Source organism: Streptomyces sp. CBMA29, assembly GCF_014596445.1.
GTDB lineage: Bacteria > Actinomycetota > Actinomycetes > Streptomycetales > Streptomycetaceae > Actinacidiphila.
Genome location: NZ_MECL01000024.1, coordinates 28864 through 40599, shown reverse-complemented (window position 1 = coordinate 40599; position 11736 = coordinate 28864). Strand labels below are relative to the sequence as shown.

Here is an 11736-nt window from a genome sequence, read left to right as displayed (position 1 = left end):
GCCCGGGGCCGCGGCCGGTGCGGCCCCCGCCGCAGGCGGCGGCGCCCCGCTCAGCCGGGTCGAGGCCCGCAGGGCCGCGAAGGCCGCCAAGGAGAGCCCGGCGGTCGTCGTCAGCCGTATCGTCGGTGAGCTGTTCATCACCACCGGCGTGCTGATGCTGCTGTTCGTCACGTACCAGCTCTGGTGGACCAACGTCCGCGCGCACCAGCAGGCCAGCGGCGCCGCGAACAGCCTCCAGCACCAGTGGGACGCCACGAAGGACGACCCGAACCGGGTCCCCGGCACCTTCTCGCCAGGCCAGGGCTTCGCGATCATGTACATCCCCAAGCTGGACGTCAAGGCGCCCATCGCGCAAGGCGTCTCGAAGCACAATGTGCTGGACAAGGGCATGATCGGTCACTACGACGGGGCGTTGAACACCGCGATGCCGTGGGACAAGACCGGCAACTTCGCGGTCGCCGCCCACCGCAACACCCACGGTGAACCGTTCCGCTACATCAACCACCTGGTGCCCGGTGACAAGGTCGTGGTCGAGACGGCGGACACCTACTACACGTACGCGATCACCAGTTCGCTGGCGTCCACCCCGCCGTCCAACATCAGCGTGATCAAGCCGGTGCCGACCGGCTCCGGCTTCACCGGGCCCGGCCGCTATCTGACGCTGACCACCTGCACCCCCGAATTCACCAGCACCAACCGGTTGATCGTCTGGGGAAAGCTGACCGAGGAACGGCCGCGCAGCAAGGGCAAGCCCGACGCGCTGGTGGAGTGATCCATGCTCGACGCGGAACTCGCGGAACTTGAGGAACGGAACGGCGTGACCACGACCAAACGCGGCGGCCGGGGGCCCATCGCGGCCACCATCAGCGTCATCGGCGAACTCCTCATCACCGCAGGCCTGGTGCTCGCGCTGTTCGTCGCCTACTCGCTGTGGTGGACCAACGTCCTCGCCGACCGCCATGAGCACAAGGCGGCGGACAAGGTCCGCCAGGACTGGGAACAGACGCCCGACGCGGGACCGGGGAATCTCGACACCAAGGACGGCATCGGCTTCCTGCACGTCCCCGCCATGGGCAAGGACTACGAGGTGCTGGTCAAGAAGGGCACCTCGACCAAGGTCCTCAACGAGGGTGTCGCCGGTTACTACACCGACCCCGTCCCCGCCGCGCTGCCGACCGCCAAGACCGGAAACTTCACGCTGGCCGCCCACCGCGACGGCCACGGCGCCAAATTCCACAACATCAACAAGATCCACGACGGCGACCCGATCGTCTTCGAGTCGAAGGACACCTGGTACGTCTACAAGGTCTACAAGATCCTCGACCAGACCTCGAAGTACAACGTCGCCGTCACCGACCAGGTCCCCAAGGAGTCCGGCAAGACCACGCCGGGCCGCTACATCACCCTCACGACCTGCACCCCCGTCTACACCTCCCGCTACCGCTACATCGTCTGGGGCGAACTCGTCCGCACGGAGAAGGTCAACGCGGCCCGTACGCTGCCCGCCGAGCTGCGGTAGACGGGGCGATACGACAAGGGGGCGGCCCGCACACCTCGTGTGCGGGCCGCCCCTTCGCGTGATCTGCCGGAGGCCGGGGGCTTCAGCGGTTAGCCGTTACCCCCGTCGCCGGGGAAAGCCGTGAGTTTCACCGTCTGGCCTTCCTGGAGCTGGCTGCCCGCGCCGGGGTCGACCGAGATGACCATGGCGTTGTCGCCGACCGGATTCCCGCCCGGGTCGACCGCGGTGACCTGGAGGTTGAGGCCGAGCCCGTTGAGCTCGTTCTTCGCATCCCCCACCTTCTTGCCCATCAGGTCACCAGGCATCGTCTTCTGCGGGTCCGGCGTCGGCGGCGCGCCCGACGAGACCGTCAGGACGATCGAGGTGTCCAGGGACACCGGGCCCGCGCCCGGGTCCGGGGTCTGGGAGGTGACGCTGCCCTTGGCGGTCGTGTCCGAGGGGACGTCCTGGGGGGCCTTGCGGATGTTGGTGAAGCCCTGCGCCTTGAGCTGGGCGACCGCGTTGTCGTACGGGACGCCCTTGACGTCAGTGGGCGCCTTCTTCTCGGGGGCCTCCGCCACCGTCAGGGTGATCGTCGTGCCCTTGGGCTGCTTCGTACCGGCCTTCGGGTCCTGGGCGAGGACGGTGTCCGGGTCGTCCGTGGTGGTCGTCTTGGGCTTGCGCTTGACGTCGAAGCCCTTGGCGGTGAGCTGGGCCGCGGCGGAGTCGTACTTGTCGTTCTTGACGTCAGGGACCTCGATCGGCGCCTGGCCCTTGGACAGGACGATCGTGACCGTCTTGTTGTCGGGGATCGCGGCGTCGGCGGCCGGGGTCTGCTTGCAGACCAGGTCCTTGTCGACGTTGTCGCAGAACTCGGCCGGACCCTGGGCGACCTTCAGATCGACGTTGGTCGCCTTGGCCTGCGCGTCGGTGAGCGTGGCGCCGACCAGATTCGGCACGGTGCCGCCGCCGCCGTTGCCGTTGCCGCTGAACAGCGCCTTGCCCAGGAAGATCGCACCGACCAGGACCAGGACGCCCGCGACGACCAGCAGCACCGTGGAGGTGTTGTTGCCGCCCTTCTTCTGCCGGCGGCGGTCCGGGCGGTCGTCGTAGCCGTAACCGCCGTCCTCCTCGCGCAGCGGCGGCAGCATGGACGTGTGCTGGTCGTTCTGCGACGGCAGCGCCGTGGTGGGCTGGCTGTCCGGGTAGCCGTACCCGTAGCCGACCGAGCCCATCGCCGCCGTGGCGGCCACCGGCTGCCCGTCGAGGGCCGCCTCGATGTCGGCGCGCATCTCGTCGGCCGACTGGTAGCGGTAGTTCGGGTCCTTGGTCAGCGCCTTGAGGACGATCGCGTCCATCGCGGGCGTGACCTCGGGGTCGTACACCGACGGCGGCTGCGGGTCCTCGCGCACGTGCTGGTACGCGACCGCGACCGGTGAGTCGCCGACGAAGGGCGGCCGTACGGTCAGCAGCTCGTACAGCAGGCAGCCGGTCGAGTACAGGTCGGAGCGGGCGTCGACCTGCTCGCCCTTGGCCTGCTCGGGGGAGAGGTACTGCGCGGTGCCGATCACGGCCGCGGTCTGCGTCATGGTCATACCGGAGTCGCCCATGGCGCGGGCGATGCCGAAGTCCATGACCTTGACCTGGCCGGTCCTGGTCAGCATGACGTTCGCGGGCTTGATGTCGCGGTGGACGATGCCCGCCCGGTGGCTGTACTCCAGCGCCTGGAGGATGCCGACGGTCATTTCGAGCGACCGCTCGGGCAGCAGCTTGCGCCCGGAGTGCAGCAGCTCACGCAGGGTGGAGCCGTCCACGTACTCCATGACGATGTACGGGATCGAGACCCCGTCGACGTAGTCCTCGCCGGTGTCGTACACGGCGACGATCGACGGGTGGTTGAGCGAGGCGGCCGACTGGGCCTCTCGGCGGAACCGGGCCTGGAACGACGGGTCGCGGGCGAGGTCCACCCGCAGCGTCTTCACGGCGACAGTGCGGCCGAGCCGAGTGTCATGGGCGAGGTACACCTCGGCCATGCCACCACGGCCGAGCACTGAGCCCAGCTCGTACCGGCCGCCGAGGCGACGCGGCTCTTCCATAGCTCTGCCCTCTCCTCAAACCCGTTCTTGACCCAAAACCGGTAATGCCGTGCCCTGCGAATGCTCGGGCATACGCTACCGGGCGTTTCTGGTCCCTTCGCGCCCTGCCCGCCCGCCGATACCCGACCGGTACCTGGGCCCGTACCCGGCCGGTGCCAGGGCCCGTGTCCTTGCCGGATGCGCGGGGCCGAACCTCACTTGTTGAGGACGGCCTCCATGACCTTCTTGGCGATCGGGGCGGCCAGGCCGCCACCGCTGATGTCGTCGCGGTTGGCCGCGCCGTCCTCGACGACGACCGCGACCGCCACCGGCGACCCCTGGTCGGTCATCGCGTACGAGACGAACCAGGCGTACGGCGTGCCCTTGTTGTTGATGCCGTTCTGGGCGGTGCCGGTCTTGCCGCCGACCTTGACGCCGGAGATCTTGGCGTTGGTGCCGGTGCCGGAGTTGACCACCGTCTCCATCATCGACTGGAGCTTCTGCGCGTTCTCCGGCGACAGCGGCTGCGACAGCTCACTCGGGTTGGTCTGCGAGATGGTGCTCAGATTCGGCGCCACCAGCTTGTCGACCATGTACGGCTTCATCAGCTTGCCGTTGTTGGCGATGGCCGAGGCGACCATCGCCATCTGGAGCGGGGTGGCCGCGGTGTCGAACTGGCCGATGGAGGAGAGCGCCACCTGGTCCTTGGTCATCTTCGTGTCGAAGTTGCTGGCGTCCGCGCGGACCGGGATGAACTGCTCCTTGTTGAAGCCGAACTTCTCGGCCTCGTCCACCATGGTCTGCTGCCCCATGTCGGCGCCCAGCTTGCCGAAGACCGTGTTGCACGAGTACTTGAGCGCGTTGACGAGCGTCGCGTCCTTGCAGGGGATGTTGCCCTCGTTCTTCAGCTCGGTGGTGGTGCCGGGCAGCGTGTAGGGCAGCGGGGTGTCGGTCTTGCCGTTGATGTCCGTCACCTTGCCGCTCTCCAGCGCCGCGGCGGCCGTCACCAGCTTGAACGTCGAACCCGGCGGGTACGTCTGGCGCAGCGCGCGGTTCTGCGTCGGGTCGTTCGGGTCGTTCTTCTTGTCGAGCGCGACCCAGTTCTTCTCGTCGGTCTTGGAGTTGCCCGCGATGGTCGACGGGTCGTACGACGGGGTGCTCGCCATGGCCAGGATCGCGCCGGTGCCGGGGTCGATGGCGACGACCGCGCCCTTCTTGTCCCCCAGGCCCTGGAACGCGGCCTTCTGCGCCTTGGAGTTCAGCGTGGTGACGACGTTGCCGCCCTGCTTCTCCTTGCCGGTCAGCAGGTCGATGGTGCGGTTGAAGAACAGCCGGTCGTCGTTGCCGGTGAGGAACTTGTCCTCGACGCCTTCGAGGAAGGTGGTGCCGAACGCCTGCGAGGCGTGGCCGGTGACCGGCGCCCACATCGGGCCGTCGACGTAGGTCCGCTTGAACTTGAAGTCGCTGCCGGTGGTCTCGGTGTGGCCGGTGATCGCCTTGCCGCCGTCGACGATGATGTCGCCGCGCGGCTGGGCGTACTGGTTGATGGCGACCCGGCGGTTGTGCACGTCGTTGGAGAGCTGGTCGGCCTGGACGAACTGCACGTAGTTCACGCGCAGCAGAAGGGCGAGGACGAGCAGGCCGCAGAAGACCGCGACCCGTCGGAGAGGCTTGTTCACTGGGTGCGCACCACCTGGGTCGGTTCGGCATCGGGGGAGGGGGCCGGGCTCGGGGCCGGTCGGCGGGCGGTGTCGCTGATCCGCAGCAGGATCGCGACCAGCGCCCAGTTGGCGATCACCGAGGAACCGCCCTGTGCCAGGAACGGCATGGTCATACCGGTCAGCGGGATGAGCCCGGTGACGCCGCCCGCGACCACGAAGACCTGGAGCGCGAAGGCGCCCGACAGGCCGATCGCCAGCAGCTTGCCGAACGGGTCGCGGGCCGCGAGCGCCGTCCGCACACCGCGCTCGATCAGCAGGGCGTACAGCAGCAGGACGGCCATCAGGCCCGCCAGGCCCAGCTCCTCGCCGACGGTGGCAAGGATGTAGTCGCTCTTCGGGGCGATGCCGCCGATCAGCCGGGAGTAGCCCTGGCCGAGTCCCGAGCCGAAGATGCCGCCGGAGCCGAACGCGTACATCGTCTGCGCGGTCTCGGTGACACCGCCGTTGGACGCCAGTTGCAGCGGGTGCAGCCAGTTGTGGACGCGCTCCTTGACGTGCGGCTCGATCGAGGAGACGACGACCGCGCCGCCCGCGCTGAGCAGCAGACCGAAGACGATCCAGCTGGTCCGCTCGGTGGCGACGTACAGCATGATCACGAACAGGCCGAAGAAGAGCAGCGAGGTGCCGAGGTCGGTCTCGAAGACCAGGATCAGCAGGCTGATGCCCCAGATCACCAGGATCGGGCCGAGGTCGCGGCCACGCGGCAGGTACAGGCCCATGAAGCGGCGGCTGGCGAGCGCCAGCGCGTCCCGCTTGACCATCAGGTATCCGGCGAAGAAGACGGTGATGACGATCTTCGCGAACTCACCGGGCTGGAGCGAGCCGATGCCCGGCAGCGTGATCCAGATCTTCGCGCCGTTCACCCCGGGGAAGAAGATCGGCGCGACCAGCAGGGCCAGCGCCACCATCATCGAGATGTACGTGTACCGCTGGAGGATGCGGTGGTCCTTGAGGAAGACCAGGACGCCGACGAAGAGCGCCACCCCGAGCGTGGACCACATGAGCTGGTTGGGCGCCATGGCCTTGCCCAGCGTCGGCTCCTGGTCGAGCCGCCAGATCAGCACCAGGCCGAGGCCGTTGAGCAGCGTGGCGATCGGCAGCATCAGCGGGTCGGCGTACGGCGCGAATTTACGGACCAGCAGGTGCGCGATCCCGGCGAGCAGGCCGAGGCCGAGGCCGTAACCGAGCAGCCCGGCCGGGACCGAGTCGTGCTTGGCGAGCCCGACGTTGGCATAGGCGAAGACCGGGATGAGCACCGCGAAGATCAGCAGCGCCAGTTCGGTGTTACGACGGTTGGGCGCGCCGATCGACGTGATGGTGGTGGTGTTGCTGGCGCTCATGACGAGCCCACTCCTCCTGCTGGTCCCGCCGCCGGCCCGCTCGCCGGTCCCCGCGGGGTTTCCGGTGCGCGACCAGCCGCTACTGCTGGCTCGTACCGCACTGCTGGGCCAGCTTCTTCTCGTCGGGCGTCAGCGGCGGCGTGGGGTCCGCCGTCGGGGTGGCGCTGCTCTTCTTCGCACCCGGCGTGCCGTTGGTGCCCGCTGCGGGCATCTTGTCCTCGGCGGCCTTCGCCGCCGCCTTGGCCTGGTCGGCGAGGGTCTTGGCCGTCGCGACCTTCTTGCAGACACCGGCCTGCGTCGCCAGCTCGTCGGCCTTGTCGTTCGCCTGGCCGAGACTGCTGAGCGCGATGGTGTCCTGGACCTGCTTCTGCTGGTAGGCCGGCAGGTACTTGAGTTCGATGTCGGGGCGGTCCTTGTGGACCTTCGACAGCTTGATCCAGGCCAGCTTCTGGTCGATGCCCTGGTACACGGCCACGTGGTTGCCCTTGGCGCCGACGTAGTACTGCGTCTGCGTCCACGCGTAGCCGCCGTACAGACCGCCGGCGACGACGGCGAGCACGATCACGGTGATCGCCGTGCGCTTGGGCCACTTACGGGACTTGGCGGGCTTTCCCTCGCCGTCCTCGTCGTACGACCCGAAGCTGCCCAGCGGCGCGGCGCCGGCCGCGCCGGGGTCGCCGCTGCCGGGCGGGCCGAAGGAGCCCGCGGGGCCCTGCTGCTGCGGCGGGGGCGTACGGCCTAGCTCGGAGGCGCGTCCCGCCGGGGTCTGGAGGTGCCGCGGGTCGCTCAGCGGGAGCTGGGTCTCGGCGACCGCGCCGACGACCACCGGGGTGTCGTTGAGCTGCGCCGCCAGCGTGTCGCCGTCGTCGGTGTCCAGCACGTCCGCGACGATGCAGGTGATGTTGTCGGGTCCGCCGCCGCGCAGCGCGAGCTGGATCAGCTCCTGCACGGTCTCGTGCGGCGCCTGGTACCCGGCGAGGGTGTCCTCCAGCGTCTGGTGGCTGACGACGCCGGACAGGCCGTCGGAGCAGATCAGATACCGGTCGCCGACCCGCACCTCGCGGATCGACAGGTCGGGCTCGACGTGTTCGCCACTGCCCAGCGCGCGCATCAGCAGGGAGCGCTGCGGGTGGGTGGTGGCCTCCTCCTCGGTGATCCGGCCCTCGTCGACCAGCCGCTGCACCCAGGTGTGGTCCTGGGTGATCTGGGTGAGGACGCCGTCCCGCAGGAGATACGCGCGGGAGTCGCCGACGTGCACCAGGCCGAGCCGCTGGCCCGTCCACAGCAGCGCGGTCAGCGTGGTGCCCATGCCTTCGAGCTGCGGGTCCTCCTGGACCATGTGCAGCAGTTGGTCATTGGCCCGCTGTACGGCGGTGCCGAGCGAGGTGAGGATGTCGGAGCCGGGGATGTCGTCGTCGAGCGTGACGATGGTGGAGATCACCTCGGACGAGGCGACCTCACCGGCGGCCTGTCCGCCCATGCCGTCGGCAATCGCGAGCAGACGCGGACCGGCGTAGCCGGAGTCCTCGTTCCCCTCGCGGATCATGCCCTTGTGCGAACCGGCGGCGAAACGCAGGCTCAAAGACATGCGCACCTCCCCCGTCGGCTCCGGGTACATCCGCACGCTGCCCACCCTCTCGCTCGCGCGTCGTGGCTCCGCTCGCCCATAGTGCGACTACTTCCGCAGCTCGATGACGGTCTTGCCGATGCGGATCGGCGCACCCAGCGGGACAGGGGTCGGCGTGGTCAGCCGGTTCCGGTCCAGATAGGTGCCGTTCGTGGATCCGAGGTCCTCGACGATCCACTGGCCGTCGCGGTCCGGGTAGATCCTGGCATGCCGACTGGACGCGTAGTCGTCGTCGAGCACAATCGTCGAGTCATGTGCCCGGCCGAGGGTGATCGTCTGGCCCTGCAACGCGACCGTCGTCCCCGCCAGCGAGCCCTCGGCGACCACCAGTTTGGTGGGGGCGCCGCGGCGCTGGCGGCCGTTCTGCGGCTGCTGCCGCGGCTGGGCCTGCGCGGCGGCGGCCTGCTGCTGGCGCTGCTGCGGAGGGCGCGACTGGCCGTCCCCGCGGCGCGCCGCTCGCTGGGTCACCCGGGTACCGAAGAGGTCGCTGCGGATGACCTGCACCGCGACGATCACGAACAGCCACAGAACGGCGAGGAAACCCAACCGCATGACCGTCAGGGTCAGCTCTGACATTGCCCCCGCTTCACCCTTCGGCTTGCCTGTACACGATGGTGGTGCTCCCCACGACAATGCGGGAGCCGTCGCGGAGCGTAGCGCGCGTGGTGTGCTGTCCGTCCACCACAATGCCGTTTGTCGACCCGAGGTCCTGGACCACGGACGGCGTTCCGACCCGGATCTCGCAGTGTTTGCGCGATACGCCCGGGTCGTCCACCCGCACGTCGGCCTCGGTGGAACGGCCGAGAACGAGCGTCGAGCGGGAGATCTGGTGGCGGTTGCCGTTGATCTCGATCCAGCGGCGGGTGGCCGCGCCGGAGCCGCCCGCGGGAGCGCCGGCGCCGGGCAGCCGCGTGACGGGCGCCACACCGTGACGGGCGCCACCGCCGCCGCCGGGGGGCGGGGCCGCGGGCATCGGCGGCGGACCCGAGGGCCGCTGGGGGCTGCTCGGCTGTCCGTAGGCCGGACGCTGGGGCGCCTGCTGCTGGCCCTGCTGATACGCGGGGGCGGCCGGGGCCTGGTGGGCGGCCTGCGGCTGCTGCTGGTGCTGCTGGTGCTGCGACTCGCTGGAGGCCAGCGTGCGGCTGCGTACCCGGTAGAGCCCGGTGTCCAGGTCGTCGGCCCGCTCCAGGTGCACCTTGATGGTGCCCATGAACGTGTAGCGCTGCTGCTTGGCGTAGTCGCGGACCATCCCGGCCAGCTCGTCGCCGAGCTGCACCGCGTACGGGCTCAGCCGCTCGAAGTCGCCGGAGCTGAGCTCCACGATGAAGTCGTTGGGTACGACGGTGCGGTCACGGTTCCAGATCGTGGCGTTGTTGTCGCACTCGCGCTGGAGCGCGCCCGCGATCTCGACGGGCTGCACCTCGCTCTTGAACACCTTGGCGAAGGTGCCGTTCACCAGGCCCTCCAGGCGCTGCTCAAAGCGCTTCAGTACTCCCACGGGGCACCTCCCTCCTCGCGACCTTCCGGCCCAACGATTTCCGATACTGCTTACTGATCGTATCCACGCACGGGAAAAACCTGTGGTTCCCCGAATCCCCTGGACCGGGCAGTGTCAACCCTCACACCGCCCGCGCCTCCTCCGCCGTCCCCCACTGGGATGGTAGATGCGCGTTCTGTCCATGGTGCCCGGTTCGCCGTCGTTCACCGCCGCCCTGTCCCCTCCCAGTGTCCCGCACCGCCTCCGGGTCCCTCTCCCACCTGCCCCCGCCCGGCCCCCGGCACTCCCCGGGCCGCCCGAAACGCATGTGATTCCACCCCGGACCTCGTGCTAATCTTCTGCATGTCGGGACGCCCTCCCACACCACTCGGACCCACCGGTCCGCACCGTGTGTCAGGATCAAACGACAACACCCATGCGCGGGTGGCGGAATAGGCAGACGCGCTGGATTCAGGTTCCAGTGCCCGAAAGGGCGTGGGGGTTCAACTCCCCCCTCGCGCACAAAGAAGTACCGACGACACGGACCTCCGGAAGTGACGAAAGTCGCGACCGGGGGTTCGTTTCTCGTTTCACGGCAGGTCACGTTCGACCGGCAGGCCGCCGTCCGCCGGCGGATCGGCGGATCGGCTGCGGCTCGGCGGATCGAACGGCGGTGAACGGTGGCATCGGGGCGGGAACCGGTGCAGGGTGGTGTGCGTTGGAGTCATTGGGCAAAGGAATCGTCAAGTGGCGCGGCCCGCGCCGGATTGAGCAGGGAGATACACCATGGGTGTCAGCCTCTCCAAGGGCGGCAATGTCTCACTGACCAAGGAGGCCCCCGGACTCACGGCGGTCACTGTCGGCCTGGGCTGGGACGTGCGCACGACCACCGGTTCGGACTTCGACCTGGATGCGAGCGCGCTGCTGCTCGACGCCACGGGCAAGGTCCTGTCGGACAAGCACTTCATCTTCTTCAACAATCTCAAGAGCCCGGACGGCTCCGTCGAGCACACCGGTGACAACCTCACCGGTGAGGGCGAGGGCGACGACGAGGCGGTCAAGATCAACCTGGCCACCGTGCCCGCCGAGGTCGACAAGATCGTCTTCCCGGTCTCGATCTACGAGGGCGAGAGCCGTCAGCAGAGCTTCGGCCAGGTGCGCAACGCGTTCATCCGCGTCGTCAACCAGGCCGGCGGCGCCGAGATCGCCCGCTACGACCTCACCGAGGACGCCTCCACGGAGACCGCGATGGTCTTCGGCGAGCTGTACCGCAACGGCGCCGAGTGGAAGTTCCGGGCCGTCGGCCAGGGCTACGCCTCCGGCCTGCGCGGTATCGCCCAGGACTTCGGCGTCAACCTCTGACGTAGCGCCGTCGTTCCGACGCGGCGCTTGACGCGCTTGACGTAGAGTCGGGCTCGCAGCGGCCCCGCCCGCGACCGTGCAGGTCGCGGGCGGGGCCGTCTCTGCTCAGGGCACCCGTGCTTCACGCGCCAGTGCTTCACGCGCCCGTGTGTGACGAGCCCGGCCGGTGGGTTTACGGCAGCGGGTGCGCCGCCGCGTCCGCGTTGTAGCGGACCAGGTACTCGGCGAAGCGCGCCAGATCCTCCGGGCCCCAGGCGGCCAGCCGCTCCTGGAAGATCTCCTTGCGGCTGACCCGCGCCGCGGCCAGCGTCTCGATCCCGTGCTGCGCGAGGTGCAGCACCTGCACGCGGTGGTCGGTGGGGTCCACCCGGCGCTCGATGTACCCGAGCCGTTCCAGCGCGGCCACCTGGCGGCTGACCGTGGACTTGTCGAGCAGATAGTGCGCGGCGAGGTCCGTCGCCCGGCAGCCCTGCTGCTCCTCCAGGTGCGCGAGGATGGTGAACGACACCAGCGACAGCTCGGGGTGCATGCGCGCGGCCGTGGCACGCGCCCGGCGCGCGAAGGCGGTCAACTCCCGCTGAATGCTCTCCACGGACGCCTCCCGTGCGGACATCGCGGCCACTCCATCCCGTCTCC

The 11736-nt window shown here is 69.1% G+C and carries 10 protein-coding genes and 1 tRNA gene; 4 read left to right on the top strand and 7 right to left on the bottom strand.

The window, feature by feature from the left end:
- Positions 1 to 772, top strand: a 772-nt coding sequence (locus BGM09_RS03585; protein WP_188279898.1) for a class E sortase, incomplete at its 5' end; no start/stop codon positions are given.
- Between the two features lie 3 nt (positions 773 to 775).
- Positions 776 to 1519 (top strand): class E sortase, encoded by a 744-nt coding sequence (locus tag BGM09_RS03580; protein WP_188279897.1) that lies wholly within the window; start codon positions 776 to 778, stop codon positions 1517 to 1519.
- Positions 1520 to 1608: 89 nt separating this feature from the next.
- On the opposite strand, the gene pknB is transcribed toward BGM09_RS03580, so the two are convergent.
- The 6 genes from pknB to BGM09_RS03550 form a co-directional block, all read right to left on the bottom strand.
- Positions 1609 to 3594, bottom strand: coding sequence for a Stk1 family PASTA domain-containing Ser/Thr kinase (gene pknB / locus BGM09_RS03575; RefSeq protein WP_188279896.1), 1986 nt, complete (start codon positions 3592 to 3594; stop codon positions 1609 to 1611).
- Positions 3595 to 3788: 194 nt separating this feature from the next.
- The gene (locus tag BGM09_RS03570) at positions 3789 to 5252 is read right to left on the bottom strand and encodes a peptidoglycan D,D-transpeptidase FtsI family protein (RefSeq protein ID WP_188279895.1); all 1464 of its coding nucleotides are present in this window, start codon (positions 5250 to 5252) and stop codon (positions 3789 to 3791) included.
- Positions 5249 to 6634 (bottom strand): FtsW/RodA/SpoVE family cell cycle protein, encoded by a 1386-nt coding sequence (locus BGM09_RS03565; RefSeq protein WP_188279894.1) that lies wholly within the window; start codon positions 6632 to 6634, stop codon positions 5249 to 5251. Before BGM09_RS03565 ends, BGM09_RS03570 begins: the two co-directional genes overlap by 4 nt.
- A 79-nt stretch (positions 6635 to 6713) precedes the next feature.
- Positions 6714 to 8252 (bottom strand): Stp1/IreP family PP2C-type Ser/Thr phosphatase, encoded by a 1539-nt coding sequence (locus BGM09_RS03560; protein WP_188279902.1) that lies wholly within the window; start codon positions 8250 to 8252, stop codon positions 6714 to 6716.
- Between the two features lie 57 nt (positions 8253 to 8309).
- The gene (locus BGM09_RS03555; protein ID WP_188279893.1) at positions 8310 to 8837 is read right to left on the bottom strand and encodes an FHA domain-containing protein; all 528 of its coding nucleotides are present in this window, start codon (positions 8835 to 8837) and stop codon (positions 8310 to 8312) included.
- 10 nt (positions 8838 to 8847) lie between these two features.
- The gene (locus BGM09_RS03550; RefSeq protein WP_188279892.1) at positions 8848 to 9759 is read right to left on the bottom strand and encodes an FhaA domain-containing protein; all 912 of its coding nucleotides are present in this window, start codon (positions 9757 to 9759) and stop codon (positions 8848 to 8850) included.
- Between the two features lie 417 nt (positions 9760 to 10176).
- Between BGM09_RS03550 and BGM09_RS03545 the strand changes: the two genes are divergently transcribed.
- Both BGM09_RS03545 and BGM09_RS03540 read left to right on the top strand, forming a co-directional pair.
- Positions 10177 to 10260 (top strand) — tRNA-Leu (locus tag BGM09_RS03545).
- 264 nt (positions 10261 to 10524) lie between these two features.
- Positions 10525 to 11100 carry a TerD family protein gene (locus tag BGM09_RS03540; RefSeq protein WP_188279891.1) on the top strand — a complete coding sequence of 192 codons (576 nt, stop codon included), beginning with the start codon at positions 10525 to 10527 and terminating at the stop codon, positions 11098 to 11100.
- Positions 11101 to 11272: 172 nt separating this feature from the next.
- Here BGM09_RS03540 and BGM09_RS03535 read toward each other — a convergent pair whose 3' ends face one another.
- Positions 11273 to 11713 (bottom strand): MarR family winged helix-turn-helix transcriptional regulator, encoded by a 441-nt coding sequence (locus tag BGM09_RS03535; RefSeq protein ID WP_188279890.1) that lies wholly within the window; start codon positions 11711 to 11713, stop codon positions 11273 to 11275.
- Positions 11714 to 11736 lie beyond the last annotated feature (23 nt).